Origin of the sequence: Pseudomonas sp. CMR5c (genome assembly GCF_003850545.1) — a bacterium.
GTDB classification, from domain to species: domain Bacteria; phylum Pseudomonadota; class Gammaproteobacteria; order Pseudomonadales; family Pseudomonadaceae; genus Aquipseudomonas; species Aquipseudomonas piscis.
Map to the genome: position 1 here is coordinate 3,842,303 of NZ_CP027705.1, position 23,602 is coordinate 3,865,904.

The window sequence follows — 23,602 nt, forward strand, 5'->3', positions numbered from 1 at the left end:
ACCGCGCCCTTTGCGTGGCGCATGGCCGTGGGCTGTTTCCTAGTCAAGAATTCAGGACCTATCAATGAAACACCTTCCTCTGCTGGCGAGCCTGCTGGGCTGCCTGTGTGCCAATGCCTGGGGCGCGCAGCGCCTTGAACTGGCCCCCACCACCATCGGCGCCGACGAAACCGAGGCCGAGCCCGGCCTGTCCCTGGACCAATCCAGCGGCATGGCCTCGCGCTTGGGCCTGAGCCTGCGCGAAACCCCTGCCTCGGTGGCGGTAAGCAACCGCCAGGACATCGAACGCCGGGGCGATCGTACCTTCCAGGACGCCGCCAATGCCCTGCCCGGGGTCAATGCCAGCGCTCCTCCAGGGTTCGGCGGCTTCGTTTCCTATCGTGGCTTCACCAACAGCCAGATCACCCAGATGTTCAATGGCATCAATGTCGCCACCGGCCTGGCCCGCCCTGTGGACGCCTGGATCTACGACCGGGTGGAACTGGTGGGCGGCCCGTCGTCGCTGATCAATGGCGCAGGCTCCGTGGGCGGTTCGCTGAACTACGTGACCAAGCTGGCCGAACGCCGCGAACTGGCCGCCGAGGGCCTGCTCGGCTATGGCAGCTTCGACACCACCCAGACCGCCTTCGGGGTCAACCATGCCCTCAGCCCGGCCAGCGCCGATGTGCAGCACTTCGCGCGGCTGGATGTCAGCCACAACACCAGCAACGGCTATATCGACCGCCAGGAACGCGACGCCTGGAGCCTGGCATTCTCCCTGCTCAGCGACCTGACCCCGGACCTGTCCCACACCCTGGCCGTGGAGTATCAGGACGAGCACGAGGACAGCCCCTACTGGGGCACGCCGGTACTCAATCCCAAGGCCGGCGACCTGAAGATCGACAAGCACAACCGCTTCAACAACTACAACGTCGCCGATGGCCTGTACGAACAGCGCACCGTCTGGCTGCGTTCGATCCTCGACTACCGGATCAACGACAGCACCAGCCTGCGCAATACCCTTTATCACCTGGACAGCCAGCGTGACTACCGCAACCTGGAGACCTACCAGTACAGCCCCGACAACCGGCTGGTGAACCGCTCCACCGCCTACCTGGTGCGGCACCAGGGCAACCAGGTGGGCAACCAGTTCGAGGTGCGTCACGAAGACCAACTGCTGGGCCTCGACACCACCTGGGCCGCCGGTTTCGAGTACAAGGTCAACAGCACCACCAATTCGCCGAACAACGTACCTGCACGCAACAGCGTCGACCCGAACAGCTACCGTCCTGGGCACTTCTACGAACTGGAAGGAACCCGCCAGGGCTGGGTCAAGGACAAGACCAATCAGGTCACCACCCGCGCGCTGTTCGTCGAGAACCGCCTGGCCCTGACCGACGAGCTGTCGCTGCTCAGCGGTTTGCGCTACGACGCCATCGACCTGGACGTGACCAACCACCGCGCCATCACCGCCAGCAACCCGCGCCACTTCAAGCGCAGCTGGGAGCCGGTCACCGGACGCCTGGGCCTGACCTGGCAGTTCTTGCCCAGCGCCAACGTCTATGTGCAATACAGCACCGCCGCCGAACAGCCCAGCGGCACCCAGAACTTCGACGTATCCACCGGCAAGCAGTGGGAAGTGGGGAGCAAGTTCGACTACCTGGACGGTCGTGGCTCGGCGACCGTGGCGGCCTACCGCATCGAACGCAAGGACTTCGCCGTGACCGATCCACTGGACCCGGCCAATAGCATTCCGGTGGGCCAGCAGACCTCCAAGGGTATCGAGCTGGCCAGCTCGCTGCACATCACTCCACGCCTGCTGGCCCAGGGCAACTTCGCCTGGGTGGATGCCGAATACGATGCGTTCAACGAGAAGCTCGCCAACGGCACGGTGGTCTCGCGCAAGGGCAATACCCCCACCAACGTGCCCTCGCGGCTGGCCAATCTGTGGCTGACCTACGACCTGGCGAGCAATTGGCAAGCCGGCGTCGATGCCCGCTACGTGGCCTCGGTATACGCCGATAACGCCAACACCCTGACCATGCCGGCCTACACCCTGTATGGCAGCTTCCTGCGCTACCAGCTCGACAGCCACACCAGCATCACCGGCCGGGTGCGCAACCTGACCAACGAAACCTATGGCCAGTTCGCCCACGTGTCCCCGGCCTACTACCTGGGTACGCCGCGAACCTTCGAGGTGGCCGTGCAGACCCGCTTCTAAAGCCGGTCCCGCCTTCGCGCAAGGCGCAGGCGGGACACACCGCTAAAGTGTCGCAGCGAGCTTGTCCGCCACGTCAGCGGGCACCCAGGCACGCCACAGGTCGGGGTGTTGCCGCAAGAATGCCCGGGCGCTGTCCCGGGGCTCGCTGTGGTTCTCGCTCATCTGCGCCAGGGCCTGGTTCAGGGGCCCGATGGGCAGGTCGACCTTGGCGAAGAACTCCACCAGCTGCGGGTATTGCTGCTGGAACGGCGTGGACACGCCAATCGACAGTTTGGAAGCCAGGGACCGGGTCGGACGGGGGTTGGGCTCGGCGGGATCGGTCAGGGTCTTCCAGGCCTGGGCATCGAAGGGCGGCTCCTGCAACTGGACCAGCTTGAAACGCCCCAGCAACGGCGTTGGCGACCAGTAGTAGAACAGCACCGGCTTGCCACGCCGGATCGACGAGCTGATCTCGGCGTCCAGGGCCGCTCCGGAGCCGCTACGAAAGTTCACGTAGCTGTCCTCCAGGCCATAGGCCTTGAGCTTCTGCTTGTTGACGATCTCCGAAGTCCAGCCGATGGGGCTGTTGAGAAAGCGTCCCTTGTCGGGGCTTTCCGGGTCCTTGAACACTTCCTTGTAGCGCTTGAGATCGGAGACGCTACGCAGCTCGGGGGCCAGGGGCTTGATGCCCCGCTGCGGATCGCCCTTGATCACGTATTCGGGAACCCACCACCCCTCGGTGGCGCCCTTGACCGTGTCCCCCAGCGCCACCACCTTGCCCTCGGCCTCGGCCTTGACCCATACCGGGCTGCGCCCTGCCCACTCCTCGCCGATGACCTGGATGTCGTTGTTGGCCAGGGCAGTTTCCAGGGTGATGGTGGTGCCGGGCAAGGTATCGGTGGGCAGGCCATAGCCGCTCTCGACCACCGTGCGCAGAATCTCGGTGATCAGGCTGCCGCTCTCCCAGTTCAGGTCGGCGAAATGGATCGGCTGCGGCGCCGCAGTCGCCGCTGGCGCCGCGCCAAGAGCAGCAAGGGTCAACAGGCTGCTGGCCAGCAGCGCACGTAATCCGTTCATGGCAAGCACCTCTCTAGGTCGAGTCCTGGGCAAGAGGGACAGCGACGCACCAGCGCAAGGCCCCTGAAGCATTAAGTCAACTGACTGTAGTAGAGGTTCCGTGTTTTCAAGCACCCACGGATGGCATCAGGAGTCCGGCGGCTCCTGCAGGCACTGCAATTCGCGGCGCACCATGCTGGCGTAGGCCGCTGGCCGCAGGTTGTAGATCTGCGCGGCCACCCAGCTCAACCAGGCACCTTGCAGGACGGGCTTCTGTGCGAACAGGCGCTGGGCCTCGCTGCGCGCAGCGGCCAGATGCTGCTGGTGGAATTCGGCGCGGCTCTGGCTCGTCACTCGCTGGCCTTGAAGCTGATCAGTTCGCCCTTGCGCCACTTGGCGGCCTTGGCGGATATGGCCTTGAGGGTCTTGGTCAGGCCTTCCTGCAACTGCTCGTTGGCGGCGAAAACCATCACCACCGATTGCCCTTCCCTGAACACTATCCCCTGCCCCAGGGGGCTGGCGACGAAGGCGTAGTCGCCCAGGCCATAGACCGTCAGCTTGATCTCGCGAAAGCGAATTTCCATCTTGCCGCCTTCGCGGCTGGGCAATACCGCAGCGCGAAAATGGTCTCCTACTTTCAGTTCCAGGCGGGGCTTGTCGTCCACCACCATGGCCGTCTCGGTATCGAGTTCGGCGATGTAGATGCCTTCGGCGGACTGTTCGGTGACATAGACAAAACGAGATTGAAACTGCTTGACCAGCTTTGCGCGCAAATCACCCAAGACAAACAACGCGTGCATTTCAAGATTACTTACTGCCAAGGAAAGGCTCCCCGATACTCAAAATGATGCTGTCCTTAAAAAAACGGGCAGCACAAAAAAACGCCATGACGGCGTACTCACTCCAATCACTCAACCAGAAGTTCACTCAGATGGACCTGCTACTCCGGCGGCCGTGGGCACTGGGCAAGGGGAATTCCACCATTGCATAGGCACATGTCGAAGGCTGGAGAATAGGCTCTGAACCCGAAAAACGTGGCGCCGCGCAGTAGGGAACGAGTGCTGGAACAGGCCTGCTGGCCGTAAACACCCTGGTCAATTCCCGGAATCGGCAGCCACTTCGGGCGGCTGGGGGCAATTCTAGAGCAACTTTGTGTATTTCGACTATGCAAAGCGCAAGTCCATCACCCTTTGCACCAGTCAAGCAAAGACCAGTACCGCACTCCAGCCGGTAACGTTATCCCAGGCATGTTACCGGCAGGCGTCATTCTAGTGCGCCGCCCCACTCCTGTCCTGGCATTGCTGATGCAGATACTTGAGCGCCGCTCTTGAGGAAAATACTCACAAGCTGATCTGACTCAGGATCCGGTTTGCCCATCCACGCAATACTCGACGCCGGGTCCACCGGCCACACTCCGTGGGCACCCGAGACTCAACGAGCCAAAGGAGCAGAGGGGAAATGAAAGAGCTGGATATTGGCGAATTCTTCATCCGCGGCCAGTGCCGGGAAGTCAGGGGCGAATACCAGGCCGTGATCGCCCTGCGCACCAAGGTGCCCAAGAGCCGGTTCCACTTCTACCAAGTGGAACGCGACCGCTGGTTCAAGACCTCGGAGGAAGCCGCGGCAGCAGCCCGGGAACAAGCCAGGGCCCTCAAGCAAGCGATCGACCAGGGCGCGCTGGCCCCTTGAGCCAGTGGAGCCGGCCTAGGCCGAGTGCTTGAAACGGTCCGGGTCGGGGGCAAGCACTGCCAGTTGCTCCTGCCAGGCCAACTGGCATTCCTCAGCGTCGGCGCGACTGGCGAACGCGGTACCCCGTTGTTCGCCATTGACCAGTACCACCCAGCACACCTTGCGCCCCAGGGCTTGCAACGAGCCGGGCACGCCGCTGCCTATCATCACCGCTACATCGACCTTGTACATGGCTATCCCCGCGGAAATAGTTAGCAACCTAACGATATAGGCATGCTAAATGATTTCCGCCTCTGGACAACAGCCGGTTATTGCACATCAGCATTACGCCAACGGTAACAATCGCCGCTCGCCATCAGGCCCGCCGAGATGGCGCCTGCTCGGGTTTGTAGCCCAGGCGCAGGCCGCCCCAGTGGCGTCCCTGGACCATGATCGGCACCGAAAGATCGTGCATCAGCTCGCCGGTATCGCGGGTGTAGGTCTGCAACAACAGCGGCTGCTGATGGCTGCCGCAGCGAATACCGGTGCGATCGGCGAACTTGCGCTTGCTGCGGTTGTGCAGGTTGTCCACCTGGGGATCGCCGGTCAAGGGTTGGGAAAACGCCTGGTTATGGGTCGGCACGTAGCCTTCCTGGGTACAGGCGATGGCGAACACCAGGCCGTCATGGCGTGGCAGCAAGGACTCCTGGATCGCTGGCAGCACCTGATCGGTATAGCGATCGAAGCGGGTGTGATACCTGCTTGGCTCGGTGTTGGGAATCAACTGGTAATTGCGGTCGAACAGCTCGTCGAGGCTGATGCGCTGGGCCGCGAGGTCGGCCTCGAACTGCTCGGCGATGCGTCGCGCGCCTTCGCGGGCCAGGTCGTAGATGCGCTGGTGATATTCATCCAGGCCCACCGCGGCCAGGCGCTCGCTGATGGTTTCCGCCTGCCCTTCCATTTGCACCGCCGCCTCGGCCAGGCTGCGGGTCTGCTGGTCGCTGACCGCCAGGTCGCTGCGCATCTGCTCCACCGCGTGGAACAAGCTGTCCAACTGTTCGCGATTGGTCTCGGCGCCCCGGGCGATCTCGCTGACCTGCTCCTCGACCCCGGCCGCCAGGCGGGCGATGTTGTCCAGGTGGCGACCGGTATGCTCCACCTGCTCGACCCCAAGATTCAGGTCATCGGACAACTGGCGGATCTGTTCCACTACATCACCGGTGCGCTGCTGGATATCGGCCACCATCACCCCGACCTCATCGGTGGCCACCGCCGTGCGCCCGGCCAGCCCGCGCACCTCGTCGGCGACCACGGCGAAACCGCGGCCATGCTCGCCGGCCCGGGCCGCCTCGATGGCCGCATTGAGGGCCAGCAGGTTGGTCTGGCTGGCAATGGACTGGATCACCAGGGCCACGCGCTGGATCTCCTCGCTGCGCTGGCTGAGGGCCTCGATCGACTCACGGCTGTCGTTGGCGCGCTGGCTCAGAAGGTGCATGCGGTTGATGGACTCGCCCAGCACCGTGCGCCCTTCGGCACTGCTGGCATGGGCTTCGCTGGCGGCTCCCAGCGCTTGGCGGCTGAGCTGCGAGGTGACCTGCTCGGTCTTGATCATCACCTCGGCGTTGCCGACGATGCGCACCGCGGCATCCAGCTGGGATTGCAGCTTGTCGGCCAAGCGGGTTACCGAATAGGCCACGCCAGCGGCGGACAATGCATTGTGGGAAGTGCTGTAGGACAGATCGCGGGTCAGCGCCGACATTTCGCCATCGCTGGCCGCCAGCACCGCCCCCGTCACCTTGCGGCTACGCAGCCGGGGCAACCAGATCACCACCACCGCCAGCGGCAGGCACAGGTACAGCGGCCAGTCGCCCAGGGCCTGACCGGCCAACAGCGCCATCAGGGCCGCACTCTGTAGCGCCGGAGCCCACCAACGGGCAGGTTCGGGAGTTGCCAGCGCCTGCGCCACAGGCACCGCGAGAGATCCATCTCTTGACATGTTGCTCACCCCATATCGTTCTAATTGTTTTGCCGCATTAAACGCCACTATAACGCCATGATCCATGGTCCCTTAGTCGGAACAGGCACAGCGGCAAGCTTGCAGCCTCAAGCGGCAAGAAGCGCGTGCGGGGCATTATTCAGGGTCTGGCGGGATGGGTATTGCAACAGATCAAGGGAACGGTGGCCGTGGCGCGGCTACCGAAGGGAGGGCAATTGTAGCGAGGGGTTTGCACTCCAGGGACGCAGCGCCGGCTAGGCTGCGCCCCTGAAGGCATCAATGCACTTGAAACACTTGCAGCGGCTGTCAGGCCTGGCGCTGGTGCTTGTCGATCTGCTCGTGACGCTCTTGGGCTTCGATGCAGTACTTGGTGGTCGGGCTGATCAGCAGGCGCTTGAGGCCGATCGGCTCGCCGCTGTCGTCGCACCAGCCGAAGCTGTCGTCACTGATCCGGCCCAGGGCCTGCTCCAGCTGCGGCAACATGCGCTGGTCGCGATCGATGGCATTGACCAACCAGGTGCGCTCTTCTTCGACGGAAGCGGCGTCGGCCGGGTCAGCCGGGGTATCCAGGCTTTCAATGGCGATCCGGTTCTGCTCGATGCGCTCGTGGGTTTCCACCTTCATGGCTTGCAACAGCTCAGTGAAAAAAGCGTGTTGCTCGGCATTCATGTAGTCATCCGCCGGCATGGCCAGCAACTTTTCCTTGGTCATTGATTTCTCTATAAAAAATACGTGCATTAAGGCGAATTCAAACTGTTTCCGGTTGACCTTCAGGGTCATCAGAAAGGCGCCATACCTTCCAAGCGCCACCCGGCACTCAATTTACGAGGGGCGGCAGTCTAAGGCCGGTTTGAGGGCTCAGCAACTGAAATGACAGCGAATCTGTCCGACAAACCGCACAAAGCCCGCAATTGCGGGCTTTGGGGCTGGTGATCGGAGTGCTTTTATAACAAAAAATTCCATGCACGAAGGTCTTTTAGAAGACAAACGGCAGTACCGGACAGCGGATTTGGCCATTTTTGCGACAGATTACCGCCCTGCCCGTCCGCCTCCAGGCATCGACATCAGCGTTTGAGCTTGCGTTTGTTGCGGTACTGGTCGATGACCACCGCCACCACGATGATCAACCCCTTGATGATGTCCTGGATGTAGGCATCGACACCGACGAAAGTGAAACCGCTGGCCATCACCCCCAGGATCAGTGCGCCGATCACCGTGCCGGTGATGCGTCCCACGCCTCCGGCCAGGCTGGTGCCGCCGATCACCGCAGCGGCGATGGCATCCAGTTCGTAGGACATGCCCATCCCCGCCTGCCCGGTGGCGGCCCGCGCCGAGGCCACCACCCCGGCCAACCCGGCCAGCAGCCCGGCGATGCTGTAGACGATCACCAGGTGGCGCTTGACGTTGATCCCCGACGTGCGTGCCGCCTGCATGTTGCCGCCGATGGCGTAGGTGTACTTGCCATAACGGGTGTAGCGCAGGGCGACATGGAAAATCACCGCCACCGCCAGGAAGATCACCACCGGCATCGCCCCATGGCCAATGGCAGTGTAGGAATCGGACAGCATGCTCACCGGCTGGCCCTGGGTGTAGTAGCGCGCCAGGCCACGGGCCGAGACCATCATTCCCAGGGTGGCGATAAAGGGCGGGATACCACTGAGGGCGATGATGCTGCCGTTGATCGCCCCCGCCAGCAGGCCGACCCCCAGCCCTGCCAGTACCGGGATCCATACCGGCAGATCGGTCAACCCGGGGAACACCGCGCGGCTGAAGTCGGAAGTCTGCGCCAGGCTGGCGGCGATCATCGCCGACAAGGCCAGCACCGAGCCCGAGGACAGGTCGATGCCGGTGGTGATGATCACCTGGGTCACGCCGATGGCCAGCAGGCCAATGACCGAGACCTGGAGGATCATCAGCACCAGACGCTGGGAATTGAGCAAGAAGCTCTGCTCGCGGACCACCCAGCCGGACAGCTCGAACACCAGGGCGATGCCGATCAGCACCAGGAAGATACTCAGTTCGGTCGGCAGGCGCCGACGGCTCTTGGCCGGTGCCAGGGCCGGTTTGTTTTCCAGTATTGCGTTCATCACCGTCCACCTTGATCAGGGGCGGCGCCATTGCAGGCGGCCGGCCCAGGTTGAATGTCGTGTGTCGCCGCTAGTGTTCCAGGGCCAGGCCCGAGGCCAGCTGCATCACCCGCTCCTGGCTCGCTTCGCTGCGGTCCAGGGTGCCCATTAGCTGCCCCTCGTGCATGACCATTACCCGGTCGCTCATGCCCAGGACCTCGGGCAGTTCCGAGGAGATCATCAGCACCGCCATGCCTTCGCCGGCGAGTGTGGCGATCAGGCGATAGATCTCGGCCTTGGCCCCGACATCGATGCCCCGGGTCGGCTCGTCGAGGATCAGGATCCGCGGCCGGGTCATCAGCCAGCGGGCCAGCAGGGCCTTTTGCTGGTTGCCGCCAGACAGGGTGTCGATGCACTGCTCTAGCGACGGGGTCTTGACCCGCAACTGGCGACACATGTCCTCGCACAGCGCACGCAGGGCCTTGTGCTTGACGAAACCCGCCCCGGCATAGTGCTTGAGCACCGCCACTTCCATGTTCTCCAGCACCGACAGGCAGGGGAACAAACCACTGAGCTTGCGATCCTCGGTGAGCAGCGCCAGGCCCTGGCTGATGGCCACGTGGGGCTCGCCAATGCGCAACACCTGGCCATCGAGGATGATCTGCCCGCCATCGGCCGGGGTGATGCCGAACAGGGTCTCGGCCACGTTGGTCCGCCCCGAGCCCATCAGCCCGGCGATACCGAGGATCTCGCCGGCATGCAGGTCGAACGACACCCCCTCGAACACCCCGTCCAGGCGCAGGTCGCACACCTGCAGCAAGCGCTCGCCGATGGGCTGGTCACGCGTGGGAAACAGCTGGCTCAGCTCGCGCCCGACCATCATCGAGATCAGGCTGTCGCCGTCCAGGTTCTCGGCCCGTTGCAGGCCGATGTAGGTGCCATCGCGGAACACCGCCACCTCATCGGCGATGGCGAACACTTCGTTCATCTTGTGGGTGATGTAGATGATGCCCTTACCCTGGGCCTTGAGGTCGGCGATGATCGAGAACAGGTGGGCCACTTCCTTGTCGGTGATGGCCGAAGTCGGCTCGTCCATGATCAGCACATCGGAGTCATAGGACACCGCCTTGGCGATCTCCACCATCTGCCGCTCGGCAATGCTCAGGTGGCCCACCTGTTCCTGGGGATCGAGCTCGATGCGCAGGCGCGCCAACAGCGCGGCGGTGGCCCGATGCATCGCCCGATGATCGACCAGGCCCAGCCGGCCCAGCGGCTCGCGGCCGATCCAGATGTTCTCGGCGACGCTCATGTGCGGCATCAGGTTGAGTTCCTGGTGGATCATGGCGATCCCCGCCTCCAGGGCCGCCAGTGGCGAGGCGAAGCTCACCGGCCGGCCCTTGAGGCGCAACTCGCCGGCATCGGGCTGGTAGATCCCGGCGATGATCTTCATCAGGGTCGACTTGCCGGCCCCGTTCTCCCCCATCAACGCCAGCACAGTGCCGGGACGTACCCGCAACTGCACCTCTGACAGGGCCACCACCCCGGGAAAGCCCTTGCTGACATTGATCACCTCCAGCAGGTAAGGCTCGATGACGGGGGTGATCCCGGCCGGATTCGAAACGGACGCACAGGCGTTCATGCTCAGCTACTCCCGCCGCCAGGCACCCAGGGCGCCCGGTCGGCTTGCTCGGTGAATGAGGCCCGGCTACTTGAACTGGGCGACGTTGTCCGGAGTGATCAACCGATACGGGATCCACACCGCAGCCTCCACCGGCTGCTGCTTGATCATCTTCACCGCGGTCTCCACCGAACCTTCGGCCTGGCCCTTGGCGTCCTGGAATACCGACATCGCCAGCTCGCCGCGCTGCACCGCGCGCAGCCCGTCGGGGGTACCGTCGACCCCGGCGATCAGCACGCTGCCGCGTTCCACCCCGGCCTGGTTCAAGGCCATGGCGGCGCCGATGGCCATCTCGTCGTTGTTGGCCACCACGGCGTTGAACTCGCGGCCCTGGGTCAGCCAGTCATTGACCAGGGTCATGCCGCGGTCGCGCAGCCAGACCCCGGTCTGCTCCTGGTCGATCCGGATGCCCGGGTACTTGGCCAGCACCTCCTTGACGCCCTTGGTGCGATTGGCCGTGGAGTTGTTGGCCAGGTCCCCCAACAGGATCACCACGCTGCCCTTGCCACCCATCTTGTCCGCCAGGTACTGCATCTGCATCCGTCCGGCCTCCAGGTCGTCGGAGGCCACGGTGACCACCCCCTTGGGCAGGGCCAGGTCATCCGGGCGACGATTGACGTAGACCAGCGGGATCCCGGCCTTGACCGCCGCCTCGGTGATCTTGCGAGTGGCGGCGGTATCCACCGGGTTGACCACGATGGCGTCGACCTTCTGGCTGACGAAGCTTTCGACCTGGCTCAACTGCTTGACCACGTCGCTGCGGGCGTCCTCGAACTGCAAGTCCACGCCCTCGGGCATGGACTTGGCCTTCTGGTCCATGGACTCGCGCAGGTAGGTCAGCCAAGTGTCATCGAACTGCGACATGCTCACACCGATCCGCATCTGGGCCTGGGCCACGCCGCTGGACAGCAGCAAGGCCAGGGCCAGGGAAACCACTCGGGTCTGGATATTCATCAAGGGTGCTCTCCACGTTGTTGTCGGTTGGCGGTTCGGGCGCCGCCGTGCCTCAGGCGCGTGAATACAGGACCGGGGCGCCGGGCATGCAGCCCAGCAGCGAACCTTGGTGTTCGACACACAGGCAACCCAGCAGCGACAGCAAGCGGGAGGACCAGGGAGTGCGAGGCATCTCGCGAGGGGGAATGGCACCTGCCCGGGAGGGCAATGGCGTGGCAGAGCGAGGGATCTTCATCGACGGCACCTGTGTTGTTTTTGTTGGATGGCTGGCCAGGACACCAGGCAGAACCTGAAGACCCCGGCAGCCTGGGTAGTCGGCAACCTGGAAACGACTCTATTGGAAAATATTTTCTATATCAACTCATTTTAGAATTTTGTTGCAAGCCCTGTTCAAGCCCCATTCGAGGGCCTTGGCCCGGGCCTCTCAGCCATAGAATGCGGGGCGCGGCGGCAAGTGCACCGGCACAATGGCCCCGCTCTGCTGGGCCTGGATGCAAGCGTCGGCAGCCACCGCCGCCGCCAGGCCGTCCCAGGCCGAGGGGCCACCCACCTGCCCTGCCGCCACGGCATCGATGAAGGCTTGCAGCTCGACGTCATAGGCGGCGATGAAGCGCTCCTTCCAGTCCATGAGGATGGCGCTGGACAGGTTGGCCGCACTGCGCAGTTGCACCTGGGGCGGCTCGGGCAGGCGCGCGATACCGCTCTCACCCACCACCTCGCACTGGATGTCGTAGCCGTATTGGCAGTTGACGAAAATCTCCACATCGATCCGCACCCCACGGGCGGTCTCCAGCAGCACGATCTGCGGGTCGCGCAGTTGCCCATGGGCCTTGCTCGAAACCCGGGGGAACAGCACCTGCACCGAGACGTAGTCGTCGTCCAGCAACCAGCGCAGCACGTCCAGTTCGTGGATCAGGGTGTCGGTAATGGCCATGTCGGTCTTGTAGTTCGGCCCTACCCGCGGATTGCGGTGGGCGCAGTGCAGCATCAGCGGCGTGCCGATCCGACCACTATCCACCACGGCCTTCAGCGCCTGGTAGCCAGCGTCATAAGGACGCATGAAGCCCACCTGGACCAGGCGCTTGCCATGGGCCAGCTCGGCCTCGACGATGCGCCGACAGCCCTCGGCGGTCACCGCCAGGGGTTTCTCGCAGAACACCGGCTTGCCGGCGGCGATGGCCGCCAGCACGAACTCCTCGTGGCTGGGCCCCCAGGACGTGACCAGCACCGCCTGCACCTGCGGCGAGCGGATCAAGGCATGGCCGTCTGCATGGACTTCAGCCTGCAGTTGCAGGTCGTCGACCACCCGTGCCGCCTGTTGCCGATCGATGTCGGTCACGGCCACGACCCGGCTGCCCTGCAGGGTCTGGCTGCAACGCCGGATGTGATCCTGGCCGATGGCCCCGGTCCCGATAACGCCTAGCTGCAAAGACATGGATGTACTCCTGTGGTTGTTCGTGGCAAAGGATCAATACTGGCGGGCCCTGGCCAGTTCGGCGGCAATGGCCCGGGACGCGGCGGCAACCCGCTCGCTGCCAGAGACTTGGGCCACCCCCACATGCCACCAGGACTGGTAGCCATGGAGCATGGTCTTGGGCAGGACCTTGATGTCGATCAGGGTCGAGACCGTCTGCCGGCGGGCGTCCGCCAGGGCCGCCTGCAACTGCTCGAGGCTGGTGACCCGGTAGGTCTTGCAACCGTAGGCCGCAGCGCTCATGGCGTAGTCCACCGGGATCAGGCCGCCGTCAAGCCGGCCCGTGAGCGGGTCGCGATAGCGAAATTCAGTGGCGAAGCTGTCCTGGCCCTGGCCCAGTTGCAGGTTGTTGATGCAACCGAAGGCCATGTTGTCCAGCAATACCAGGTTGATCTTGCGCCGCTCCTGGAGCGAGGTGACCAGCTCCGAATGCAGCATCAGGTAGGAGCCGTCCCCCAGCAGCGCATAGACCTCGCGCCCAGGCTCGGCGAGCTTGACCCCCAGGGCCGCGCCGACCTCGTAGCCCATGCACGAATAGCCGTACTCCACGTGGTAGCTGTTGAGCCCCTTGCTGGCCCAACTGCGCTGCAAGTCGCCGGGCAGGCTGCCGGCGGCGGCGACGATCACCGCTTCTTCGTCCAGCACCTGGTTGAGCACGCCCAGTACCTGGCTCTGGGTCAGGCAGGAGCCGGTGAGCTCGATGAACTCGCGCAGCACCGCCGGGTCCAGTGAGTCGTCGACCTCGGGCACGAAGGCCTGCGCCGAATACTGCACGCCATGCAGGCGCTGCACCTCGGCCGCCAACTGCGCCTTGGCCGTCGCCACCTGCTCGCCCCAGCCGGCGCGATAGTCACGCTCCACCAGGACCTGCGACAGGCCCTGCAAGCCGGCGCGGGCATCGGCCAGCAGCTGCACGCCATCGAGCTTCAGGGCATCGCCGGGGTTGACGTTGAGATTGAGGAACTGCACCTGCGGATGCTGGAACAGCCATTTCGAGGACGTGGTGAAATCGCTGTAGCGCGTCCCCACGCCGATGATCAGGTCGGCCTCCCGGGCCAACAGGTTGGCCGCCAGGCAGCCGGTCTCGCCAATGCCGCCGACGTTCAGCGGATGGCTCGAGAGCAGCGCGCTCTTGCCCGCCTGGGTCTCGGCCACGGGAATCGCGAAACGCTCGGCGAACGCCTGCAGCGCCTCGCCGGCAGCGGAGTACTTGACCCCGCCGCCACAGATGATCAGCGGCCGGCGCTTGCCCAGCAGCAGCGCCGCGGCATCGGCCAGCATGGCCGCGGTGGGCAGGCGCCGATCGATACGGTGGACCCTGCGGGCGAAGAACGCCTCGGGATAGTCGTAGGCCTCGGCCTGCACGTCCTGGGGCAGCGCCAGGGTCACCGCGCCGGTTTCCGCCGGGTCGGTCAGCACCCGCATGGCCTGCAATGCGGCACTCATCAATTGTTCAGGGCGGTTGATCCGGTCCCAGTACTTGCTCACGGCCTTGAAGGCATCGTTGGTGCTGATGCCCAGGTCATGGAACTGCTCGATCTGCTGCAACACCGGGTCCGGCTGGCGGCTGGCGAACACATCGCCGGGCAACAGCAGCAAGGGGATGCGATTGGCCGTGGCGGTGGCAGCCGCGGTCAGCATGTTCGCCGCACCAGGCCCCACCGAGGCGGTACAGGCATAGACCTGCCGACGCAGGCGCTGCTTGGCAAAACCGATGGCCGCGTGGGCCATGCCCTGCTCGTTGCGCCCCTGATGCACCTGCAGGCCACCCGGGTCCTGCTGCAGGGCCTGGCCGATGCCCAGGACGTTGCCGTGGCCGAAGATGGTGAAGACTCCGGCGACGAAGCGGCTCTGTTGTCCATCCACCTCGACGTACTGGTTGTCGAGGAACTTCACCAGGGCCTGGGCCATGGTCAGGCGTAGCGTGCTCATTTCAGCTCCTTGCAAGGGATAGGGACGTCGCGCCGGGCACTCATTCCAGGGCCCGGCGCAGATGGTCGATGCTGGCGCCCAGGGCCTGGCGGACATCCACCAGGCCATGGACGCAGGCGGCGAAAGGCTCGAACGACAGGTAGCCGGTGTAGCCCTGGTGCAACAGCGCCTTGAGTTGCGCCACGTTGCCGAGCCGATCCGCCGCGCCCACCAGCACTCGATGGTCGTCGCGCAACAGCTCCAGGGGCGCCTGCGCCTCCTCGACCCCGGAGATGTGCACCAGGGCGGTCAGTTCGGCGAACAGCTCCTGGTCTCCAGCCAGGCGGTGATGGAAGGTGTCATGCAGCAGGCGCAGGACATCCAGGCTGGCGGTGTCGCGGACCGCCTCCAGCGCCAGGCGCTTGCTGCGCAAGGCGCTCTCCTCAAAGCCCAGGGGCTCGATGAAGCCGTACAGGCCATGCCGGCGCAGTACCGGGGCGATTCCCTCGAGGGCGCTGCGCAGCGCCAATTCCCGCTGCGCGGCATCGCGCGGGTCCCCGGCCTCATTCAGCGGACACAGCACCAACCCCCTGGCACCGCAGGCCACGGCATACTCGGCCAATTGCCGCAGTTGCCGCTCGCGCTCCGGGCTCCAGACATCGAAGGGGTACAGCGCATTGATCGACAGCACCCGCACGCCACGGCTCGCGCACAGCTCGCGAACCCGCTCCGGCGGCGTGCCATCGGTGATTTCCACGCCCGGCAGGTCGTTGCGCAACTCGATGGCGTCGATCTGCAACTCCAGCGCCAGGTCGATGAATTCCACCAGCGACAAGCTCGGCGCGACCATCCGGTTCAAGGCAAAACGCAAGGGCCGGGGCATGTGGCTGACTCTCCCTATGGCGTGGCGCTCTCAGAGATCGAGCAGCCAGCTGTGCTGCGGATCGTTGTGGAATTGCCAGGCGCGTTTCGGCCCGGCCATGACATTCAGGTAATAGGACTGGTAGCCGTACGGCACGCAGACCGGGTGATAGCCCTCGGGGACCACCACCAGGTCGTGGTGCTCCACGGCCATGGCTTCGTCCAGTCGTCGATCATCGGTGTACACCCGCTGGAATACGAAGCCCTGGGCTGGGTCGACCTGGTGGTAGTAGGTCTCTTCGAGAAAGCTCTGGTGCGGCAGGTCGTCGGTGTCGTGCTTGTGGGGCGGGTAGCTGGAGGAGTGCCCGGATGGCGTGCGCACCTCCACCACCAGCAGCGAATGCGCAGGCTCGCTGGCCGGCAGGATGTCGCAGACATAACGGGTGTTGGCGCCCTTGCCCCGTACGCTGCGCGAGCACTGCTGCGGGCGGATCAGCCGCGGCGCCAGCCCGGCCTCGCGACACCCGGGGGCTGCGCAGACCGCCAGCTGCACCGGGCCCAGTGCGGTGATCCGGGCCTGGCTGCCCGGCGGCAGGTAGACGGCGAACGGCGCCAGGTCCTCGAACACCGATTGGCGCTCGCCGATCCCCTCCCAGCGGAACGCGCCATGCCCCGGCGCTTCGCCCTCGACCCGCACATGCCCGGCCAGCAGCACCAGGCATAGCTCGCGCTCACCGGCACTGACCGGCAGGCTTTCGTCCCGGCCCAGGCGGTAGGCGGCGAAACCCACGTACTGCAAACGGCCTTCCTCGAGTCGCACCAGCTCCTGGCCCGCGCCCGCGCCCTTGACCAGCAGGCTCATCGAGCAGCCCTCCCATGTCCGGCGCTGGCCAGCAAGGCGCGCAGGGTGTCGTAGCCCTTTCGGGCATAGACCTCGCTGGGGGCCACCGCCGGGTCCTGCTCGGCCTCCACCACCAGCCAGCCCTGGTAGCCGGCGCCCAGCAACACCTGCAGCAACGCGGCAAAATCCAGGTCGCCATCACCGGGCACGGTGAAGGTGCCGTTGACGATACAGTCGGGAAAACTCCAGAGCTGGTTGCGCGCCAACTGCACCACCGGCTTGCGCACATCCTTGAAATGCACATGGCAGACCCGCCCGACATGTCGGCGCAACACCTCCAGGGGCTCGCCGCCGCCCATGTAGCAATGCCCGGAGTCGAACAGCAGGCCCACCTCGGGGCCGCTGCGGCGCATCAGCTGGTCGATGTCCTGCGGCGATTCGACGTAGGCACCCATGTGGTGGTGATAGGCCAGGCGCACGCCCTGGGAGAGGGTGAAACGGGCCAGTTCGGTGAGCTTGTCGGCATATTCCTGCCAGGCCTGTTCGGCATGAAAGCGCGGGCGCTCCACCAGGGCGATGGGTTGGCCCTGGATCGAGTCGGCCACCTCGCCATAGACCAGCACCGTGGCGCCATTGTGCGCCAGCAATTGCACGTGGGCGGCGATGGCTTCGATCTCCTCGGCCACCGAACGCCGCGCCAGCTGACCGCTGTACCAGCCGGAAACCAGCGCCAGCTCGTAGGGCCGCAGCACCTCGGCCACCCCCTGGGCATCCCTGGGGAACTTGCCGTTGAGCTCGAAGCCCTCATAGCCGATGGCCTTGCCTTCGGCCAGCGCCGTGTCCAGGGGCGTCTCGCCCCCCAGGGACGGCAGGTCGTCATTGCTCCAGGAAATCGGGTTGATGCCAATTCGGATCGCGGGCATGGCTGCACCTTTTATTGTTGTTCGGATCGCACTCTAAAAAACCGCCTCGCCACCAAGGCCTGGGGCGTTCACGGGCGGGCGCTGCGCCAGGCCTCGATCAACTGGACGAACGTGCCCTGTACTTGCTCGATCAGCTGCTGGTCGTCGATCTCCCCTGCCAGCCAGGCACGACTGGGCTCCTGGAAGATCGTGCGACCCACGGCGAAGCCCCGGCAACTGCTGCTGCCGGCGGCCTGGCGAAAGCCCTCGGCCAGGGCCTGGGGCGAGGCGTTGAGCCCCAGCAATACCACCCCACGGCAGTAGGGATCACGCTCCTGGATCAATTGGTCCAGGCGCTGCCACTGCTCGCGATCCTGGGCCTCGATCTTCCACCAGGCCGGGTAGATGCCCAGGTTGTAGAGGCGCTTGATGGCCCGGTACAGCACCTCGGGATGGGCCCCGGGCAAGTCCTTGGGCGGGATGACCTCCAGCAGCAGCTCATGGCCGCTGGCCTGGGACGCCTGGTACAGGGCGCGGATCTGCGCCTCCTGCTCCAGGCGCAGCATGGGTTCGTCATCGGGATGAAATTGCACCAGGCACTTGATGATCTGCTCCTGGGGCCAGGCGATCAGGTTGCTGCCGATGGCCCGGCCCTGCTCGAACACCAGGGGCCGCGAACCCTGCAGCTCCACCGGGCGCGCCACCCACCAGCCACGACCGGTGGCGGCGTTCAGTGCATCCTGGCCGAAGCGCTGGTCCGCCAGCACGCCGACATCGGCCTCGACGCCCTGGCGTCGCAGGTCGGCCTCGACCCGCTGCACCGCCTCGACGAACAGCAGCTTGAGTTGCTCGATGACCTTGAGCTCGCGCCCACCCTGGCGGGCCAGCTCCACCAGTTGCCCGCGATGATCGAAGGCGAAGATGAACAGCGGCCGCCACGCCTTGCGCGGCACGCTGACCTGGTGCAGGCGCCGCAGGGTCGGGTCTTGGTCCGGACGGGTGATGGGCCGCGGGCTGCCGAACAGGTAGTCGAGCTCGGCACGGGTCGGCATCGCCGGGGCACAGGCATGGCGCGAGACCACCAGGGCGCCGCAGGCATTGGCCAGCTGGCAGCAGCGCTCATCGTCCGCCCCCTCCAGCCAGCCACTGAGGAAGCCGGACATGAACGCATCGCCGGCGCCCAGCACGTTCAGCACCTCGACCTGCACGCCCTGGTGCACCTGCAGGTCCTCCAGATGGCCGGGAATGGCCCCATGGATCACCGTGCAGCCCCTGGGGCCGAGCTTGACCACCAGGGTCGCGGTCGTCAGCTCGCGCACCCGGCGCAGGGCCGCCAGCAAATCCGGCTCGCCCCCGGCAATCAGGAATTCCTCCTCGGTGCCGACGATCAATTCGAAGCGCGGCAGGATGCCCTGCACATGCTGGCTGACCTGGCGGTCGGCGACGAAACGGGTCTGGCCATCGGCCTTGGCCGCCAGGCCCCAGAGCACTGGCCGATAGTCGATGTCCAGCACTCGCCGCACCCCATGGCGCTCGGCATAGTCGAGGGCCTGGATGCTGGCGCGGTAGACCTGATCGCTGGAAAAATGCGTGCCGGTGATCAGCAGCGCCTTGCTGGAAGCGATGAAGGCCTCGTCGATGTCCTCGGCGGCCAGGGCCATGTCGGCGCAGTTCTCGCGATAGAACACCAGGGGAAAACTCTCGCGGTCCTTGAGGCCCAGCAGGACCAGGGCCGTCAGGCGCTCGGCATCGACCCGCACGGCGCGGGTGTCGCAGCCTTCGCGCTGCAACGACTCCAGCAGGAAGCGCCCCATGTGGTCGTCGCCGACCCGCGTCAGCATCGCCGACTTCAGGCCCAGGCGCGCGGTACCGAAGGCGATGTTGGCGGACGAGCCGCCAAGGTATTTGGCAAAACTGGCGACATCTTCCAGGCGGGCCCCCACTTGCTGCGCGTAGAGGTCGACGCCCAGGCGTCCGAGGCAGATCAGATCCAATTGACGCCCACTGGCAAAGCGGTCCTGGCCCATGCTGGCTCCTGTTATTGTTATCAGCCGCTGCCTGCCGCCGGTTCCTCGGCAAGCACTCTTGGTGGGTGCAGACTAGAACGGCTTTCACTGCCAGATCAATATTTATTCTAAATTTTTTTACATGGAATATTTTTTCCACTAAAGTTCGCTGCACGCCGAAATCTATGTCCTGCATCGTTTCAGCAATGCGCCGCAGGCCCCGGCCGGCATGATTTTCCCGGCGCCGACCCTGTAGACTGCCCGCAGTCCGCCTAGTCTCAGGGGCACTACCCAGGCTCGCCCCATCAGCACCGCAAGAAGGATTGACCATGCCCCATACCGATCAGCCGGCCTTGTCCGAAGGCACCCCGGACAGCGACCTCGCCACTCGCCCGCTCGATGCCGAGGGCCTGCTGCAACTGATCGCCCGGGAATACGAAAGCCTGCCGCGCCAGCTCAAGCGTATCGCCAGCTACATGAGCCAGCAGCGCGACCGGATCATGGTCGATCGCATCAGCGACATCGCCCGCGAATGCGAAGTGCACCCCTCGGCCATCGTGCGTTTCTCCCAGCGCCTGGGCTTTCGCGGCTTCAGTGACATGCAGACGTTGTTCCGCGAGGCCTATACCCACAAGGCCACGCCGGTACAGAACTACCAGCAGCGCATCCGCAGCCTGATCGCCAACAAATCACAGAAGGCCAGCAGCGCCGACCTGGCTCGCGACTGCATCGGCGCCACCCTCTCGGGGATCGAGCGCCTGGAGCAGGAGCTGGACGAGGCGGCCCTGGAGCGAGCCGTGGACCTGGTGGTCAATGCCGAGAACATCTACGTGGTGGGGGTGCGGCGCTCCTTCGCGGTGGCCGACTACCTGGTCTACAACCTGCAGCACACCAACAAGCGCATCCACCTGGTCTCGGGGCTCGGTGGCAGCTACCGCGAGCAGATGCGCAGCATCCGCCCCGGCGACCTGGTGATCGCCATCAGCTTCACGCCCTACGCCAAGGAAACCCAGCACTGCCTGCGGATTGCCCAGCACCACCAGGCCAAGACCCTGATCATCACCGACAGCACCCTCTCGCCCCTGGCCAAGCGCGCCAACAGCGTGCTGCTGGTCAACGAGGGCAGCTCGTTCGCCTTCCGCTCGCTGAGCGCCACCTTGTGCCTGTGCCAGGCGCTGTTCATCGCCGTGGCCTACCGCCTGGAGCTGAAGATGGATGAAATCCACGAGCAGAGCGGCTTCGAGGATTAGCCGCGCAGCGGGTGCCTCATTCGTAGATCTTGCCGCAGTACAGGAACACCGCGAAGCGCTTCCACGGCGAGGCGTCGGCCAACCCCTGGCTGGCGCCCATGGCACTGGCTTCGGCCCAGGCATGGGCGGAGTCGAGGAAGTCCTCGATGGAGTCGTTCTGCCAGTCGCTGGCTTGGCGCCGGTCGGCGCTCAAGGCCTGGACGAACGCCAGGAAACTGCGCTCATCCACCACTTGCTGCAAGGCTTGATCCAGGTCCACGGTTACCTCGGGGTCATCGGCGCCTGCCAGTCCAGGCCCAAGCGCAGCAACTCCTTGCGCAAGATCGGCCGGTCCAGGCAGTGCAGGCCATTCACGGCCGGGCACTCTAGCAGCCGGTCCAGCTTCTGCGCACTAGCGGCTCCACCACTGAGCAAGTAGCTGCGCCCCTCGCCGAGGCTGATCAGGTTCAGCAGCCAGTCATCGCCCCACTGCCCCAGCACCCTTTCGATCAAGGGCCGTTGCTGGCGCAGCAAGCGATCGGCATTCCACAAGGTCAACTGGGCGAAACGCCTGGGCAGGTTGCTCTCTTCCCCGAGGACTTTCAGGTCCTTGTGCAGGGCCTGCTCCAGTTGTTCCTCGATCTGGCGCTGGCACTGGTCGAAGTAGCGTGCAGGCCATTGCTCGTCCAACCCGGCGTGCCGGGCCAGCATGGCATAGGCCTGGCGATCGGCCTCGGTGCAGATCCGGGCGGTGAAGTTCAGGGTGTTGTCGAGAATCCCGGCTGCCAGCAATTGCGCACTGTCGCGGCTCATCTGCGCCAGCAGCCCCGAGTCGCGCCAACGCTCATAGACCTGGGTACAGGCGGCGCCGATCCGGCGGATATCCGCACGCGGCCCCAGGCGCTCGGCCCAGAACCCTTCGAACCCGGGATGATGGTCGATGACCTCCACCACCCGTGCAAGATTCACCAGCGGGTCCAGGTGCAGGTGATTGGAAACGTCCACCAGCACGAACACATCGTCGTCGCCGATCGGCACCGATGCATCCAGCCCCTTTAGGGCCGAGCGCAGTTGCCGGGGGATGCTTTCGTTCAGCGGCGCGCTGCTCAGGGCCCGGGCCGGCTGGCCGCGCAGGTTGAGCCATTCGGCGTAGGCGATGCAGCCGGCGTAGGCGTCCATGTCCAGGTAGGCCGCGCCGGAGGTGACAATGATCATGACGTCCTTGTGCAATACGAAGGCCCTGGGGCCGGGGTGCCGAGCATGGCCGGCGAATATGACAGCGCCATGACAATTATGCCCCGGCCCGGGCTTGCCGGGCCTCATCCACCAACAGGGCCGCCAGGCGCGAGCCACTGAAGCGGATCTGCGCCAGGCTCAAGGCGGCATAGCCGATGATCACCGCCGGGCCCGGGCGCACCTGCTGGCAATGCTCGGCCAGCCCTTGCAGGACGATCCCGAGCGCAGCGGCGCGCTGGCGCAACCGCGCTTCATCGCCACCCGGCGGCAGGTGCAGCAGCAGGTGCAGGCCCGCTTGTTGCCCGCTGATGCTGTAGCAGCCCGGGGCCTCCCGGGCCAGGATTGCAAGCAGCAGGTCGCGGCGCTCCTGGTAGGCTTGGCGGGCGGCCCGCAGGTAACGCAAAAAGGCGCCGCTGGCGATGTAGTCGGCCAGGGCCAGCTGCTCGATCACCCCCACTGAGCGCCCGGTGCTCTGCAAAGTGGCCAGCAGCCGCTCGCGCAAGGCGTCGGGCACCAGCATGAAGCCCACCCGCAGGCCGGCGAACAGGGTCTTGTTGAAGCTGCCGCAGTAGATCACCCGATCGTCGCGATCCAGGGACTTGAGCGCCGCCAGGGGGGCGCTCTGGTAGTTGAACTCGCTGTCGTAGTCATCCTCCACCACCCAGGCGCCACTGCGCCGCGCCCACTCCAGCAACGCCAGGCGCCGAGACACCGGCATGGTCATGCCCAAGGGCGCCTGATGCGCTGGCGTGACGTAGACCATCCGCGCCGCGCCATGCTCATGCAGGCGGTCCACATCGATGCCCTCCTCCAGCACCGGCACCGGTATCGCCTGTGCCCCGGCCAGGGCGAACAGCTCCCTGGCCGACAGGTAGCCGGGGTCTTCCAGGCAGACCTCGTCCCCCGGTCGCAGCAGGCTGCGGGCCAGCAGGTCGAGGCCATGGCGAATGCCGGTGGTGACCATCACTTGCGCAGGCTCACAAGCGATACCCCGATGCTGTCCCAGGTACTGGGCGATCTGCTGGCGCAGTTGCGGCAGGCCCCCAGGGTCGTGGTCGCACAGCGACTGGGCCGGGGCGCCGGCCAGGGCCCGGGTCAGGGAGCGGGTCCAGCGCGCCAGGGGGAACAGCGCCGGGTCGGCCAGGCGCGCGACGAAGGGCTGGCCGGCACGCACGCCCTGGGGCTGCGGCCTCGGGCCATCCTCGTCACTGGCAGCAGGCGCCACGGCAAGCGGCGCACTCAGGTAGAGATCCGGCACCACCGCGCAGACCCGAGTCCCGGAACCTGCGGCCCGGCTGACGTAACCCTCGCTGCGCAAGCGGTCGAACACCACCTCCAGGGTGCCCCGGGACATGGCCCAGCGCTGGGCCAGGGTCCGCGTCGAAGGCAAGCGGCAACCCGCCGCCAGGCGCTTGTCCAGGATCGCCTGGCGCAAGGCGCCATAGGCGCTGTCCTGCTTGCCCAAGCCCTCGCCCAGGGCCTGTGGCAGCGGCAAGTCCAGGGGAACGGGGTATTTGCCACGGCTCATAGTGGTCCACTCGAAAT

22 protein-coding genes are annotated in these 23,602 nt (G+C 65.3%); 3 read left to right on the plus strand and 19 right to left on the minus strand.

Annotated elements, in window-relative coordinates; all coding sequences use genetic code 11:
* Window positions 1-64 precede the first annotated feature (64 nt).
* Complete coding sequence (locus C4K40_RS17650) at window positions 65-2,200, plus strand: TonB-dependent siderophore receptor (protein WP_053130648.1); 2,136 nt, start codon at window positions 65-67, stop codon at window positions 2,198-2,200.
* A gap of 42 nt (window positions 2,201-2,242) precedes the next feature.
* On the opposite strand, the gene C4K40_RS17655 is transcribed toward C4K40_RS17650, so the two are convergent.
* The 3 genes from C4K40_RS17655 to C4K40_RS17665 all read right to left on the minus strand — a co-directional run bounded on the left by C4K40_RS17655 (window position 2,243) and on the right by C4K40_RS17665 (window position 4,056).
* A complete protein-coding gene (locus C4K40_RS17655; protein ID WP_053130649.1) occupies window positions 2,243-3,256 on the minus strand; it encodes an ABC transporter substrate-binding protein in 1,014 nt (337 codons plus the stop codon).
* Between the two features lie 126 nt (window positions 3,257-3,382).
* Window positions 3,383-3,589 carry a hypothetical protein gene (locus tag C4K40_RS17660; RefSeq protein WP_022643983.1) on the minus strand — a complete coding sequence of 69 codons (207 nt, stop codon included), beginning with the start codon at window positions 3,587-3,589 and terminating at the stop codon, window positions 3,383-3,385.
* Window positions 3,586-4,056, minus strand: a complete 471-nt coding sequence (locus C4K40_RS17665) for a hypothetical protein (RefSeq protein WP_083456875.1) — start codon at window positions 4,054-4,056, stop codon at window positions 3,586-3,588. The genes C4K40_RS17660 and C4K40_RS17665 overlap by 4 nt, the downstream gene beginning before the upstream one ends.
* A gap of 637 nt (window positions 4,057-4,693) precedes the next feature.
* On the opposite strand from C4K40_RS17665, the gene C4K40_RS17670 reads away from it, so the two are divergent.
* Window positions 4,694-4,924 carry a hypothetical protein gene (locus C4K40_RS17670; protein WP_022643981.1) on the plus strand — a complete coding sequence of 77 codons (231 nt, stop codon included), beginning with the start codon at window positions 4,694-4,696 and terminating at the stop codon, window positions 4,922-4,924.
* A gap of 15 nt (window positions 4,925-4,939) precedes the next feature.
* On the opposite strand, the gene C4K40_RS17675 is transcribed toward C4K40_RS17670, so the two are convergent.
* The 13 genes from C4K40_RS17675 to iolC form a co-directional block, all read right to left on the minus strand.
* Entirely contained in the window at window positions 4,940-5,155 is a 216-nt protein-coding gene (locus tag C4K40_RS17675; RefSeq protein WP_022643980.1) for a hypothetical protein, read from the minus strand.
* A gap of 124 nt (window positions 5,156-5,279) precedes the next feature.
* Window positions 5,280-6,965 carry a methyl-accepting chemotaxis protein gene (locus C4K40_RS17680; RefSeq protein ID WP_371263407.1) on the minus strand — a complete coding sequence of 562 codons (1,686 nt, stop codon included), beginning with the start codon at window positions 6,963-6,965 and terminating at the stop codon, window positions 5,280-5,282.
* A 240-nt stretch (window positions 6,966-7,205) separates the two neighbouring features.
* A complete protein-coding gene (locus C4K40_RS17685; protein WP_022643977.1) occupies window positions 7,206-7,610 on the minus strand; it encodes a TraR/DksA family transcriptional regulator in 405 nt (134 codons plus the stop codon).
* Window positions 7,611-7,963: 353 nt separating this feature from the next.
* Window positions 7,964-8,986 (minus strand): ABC transporter permease, encoded by a 1,023-nt coding sequence (locus C4K40_RS17690; RefSeq protein WP_053130651.1) that lies wholly within the window; start codon window positions 8,984-8,986, stop codon window positions 7,964-7,966.
* 70 nt (window positions 8,987-9,056) lie between these two features.
* A complete protein-coding gene (locus tag C4K40_RS17695) occupies window positions 9,057-10,604 on the minus strand; it encodes a sugar ABC transporter ATP-binding protein (protein ID WP_053130654.1) in 1,548 nt (515 codons plus the stop codon).
* A gap of 66 nt (window positions 10,605-10,670) precedes the next feature.
* On the minus strand, window positions 10,671-11,597 hold the full coding sequence (locus C4K40_RS17700; RefSeq protein WP_022643975.1) for a sugar ABC transporter substrate-binding protein: 927 nt from the start codon (window positions 11,595-11,597) through the stop codon (window positions 10,671-10,673).
* 52 nt (window positions 11,598-11,649) lie between these two features.
* Window positions 11,650-11,832, minus strand: coding sequence for a hypothetical protein (locus tag C4K40_RS17705; RefSeq protein WP_083456876.1), 183 nt, complete (start codon window positions 11,830-11,832; stop codon window positions 11,650-11,652).
* A 189-nt stretch (window positions 11,833-12,021) separates the two neighbouring features.
* Window positions 12,022-13,032, minus strand: a complete 1,011-nt coding sequence (locus C4K40_RS17710; RefSeq protein ID WP_053130656.1) for a Gfo/Idh/MocA family protein — start codon at window positions 13,030-13,032, stop codon at window positions 12,022-12,024.
* 33 nt (window positions 13,033-13,065) lie between these two features.
* The gene (gene iolD, locus C4K40_RS17715; protein ID WP_053130659.1) at window positions 13,066-15,003 is read right to left on the minus strand and encodes a 3D-(3,5/4)-trihydroxycyclohexane-1,2-dione acylhydrolase (decyclizing); all 1,938 of its coding nucleotides are present in this window, start codon (window positions 15,001-15,003) and stop codon (window positions 13,066-13,068) included.
* A 40-nt stretch (window positions 15,004-15,043) separates the two neighbouring features.
* Window positions 15,044-15,865 carry a TIM barrel protein gene (locus C4K40_RS17720; RefSeq protein ID WP_053130662.1) on the minus strand — a complete coding sequence of 274 codons (822 nt, stop codon included), beginning with the start codon at window positions 15,863-15,865 and terminating at the stop codon, window positions 15,044-15,046.
* A gap of 30 nt (window positions 15,866-15,895) precedes the next feature.
* Window positions 15,896-16,705 carry a 5-deoxy-glucuronate isomerase gene (gene iolB, locus C4K40_RS17725; RefSeq protein ID WP_053130665.1) on the minus strand — a complete coding sequence of 270 codons (810 nt, stop codon included), beginning with the start codon at window positions 16,703-16,705 and terminating at the stop codon, window positions 15,896-15,898.
* Entirely contained in the window at window positions 16,702-17,607 is a 906-nt protein-coding gene (iolE, locus tag C4K40_RS17730) for a myo-inosose-2 dehydratase (protein WP_053130668.1), read from the minus strand. The genes iolB and iolE overlap by 4 nt, the downstream gene beginning before the upstream one ends.
* A gap of 68 nt (window positions 17,608-17,675) precedes the next feature.
* Complete coding sequence (gene iolC, locus C4K40_RS17735) at window positions 17,676-19,613, minus strand: 5-dehydro-2-deoxygluconokinase (RefSeq protein ID WP_053130671.1); 1,938 nt, start codon at window positions 19,611-19,613, stop codon at window positions 17,676-17,678.
* A gap of 308 nt (window positions 19,614-19,921) precedes the next feature.
* Between iolC and C4K40_RS17740 the strand changes: the two genes are divergently transcribed.
* A complete protein-coding gene (locus tag C4K40_RS17740; RefSeq protein WP_053130674.1) occupies window positions 19,922-20,842 on the plus strand; it encodes a MurR/RpiR family transcriptional regulator in 921 nt (306 codons plus the stop codon).
* Window positions 20,843-20,858: 16 nt separating this feature from the next.
* Here C4K40_RS17740 and C4K40_RS17745 read toward each other — a convergent pair whose 3' ends face one another.
* The 3 genes from C4K40_RS17745 to C4K40_RS17755 all read right to left on the minus strand — a co-directional run bounded on the left by C4K40_RS17745 (window position 20,859) and on the right by C4K40_RS17755 (window position 23,585).
* Complete coding sequence (locus C4K40_RS17745) at window positions 20,859-21,101, minus strand: hypothetical protein (protein ID WP_053130677.1); 243 nt, start codon at window positions 21,099-21,101, stop codon at window positions 20,859-20,861.
* A gap of 2 nt (window positions 21,102-21,103) precedes the next feature.
* The gene (locus tag C4K40_RS17750) at window positions 21,104-22,036 is read right to left on the minus strand and encodes a DHH family phosphoesterase (protein WP_053130680.1); all 933 of its coding nucleotides are present in this window, start codon (window positions 22,034-22,036) and stop codon (window positions 21,104-21,106) included.
* Window positions 22,037-22,112: 76 nt separating this feature from the next.
* A complete protein-coding gene (locus C4K40_RS17755) occupies window positions 22,113-23,585 on the minus strand; it encodes a PLP-dependent aminotransferase family protein (RefSeq protein ID WP_053130684.1) in 1,473 nt (490 codons plus the stop codon).
* Between the last annotated feature and the right edge of the window lie 17 nt (window positions 23,586-23,602).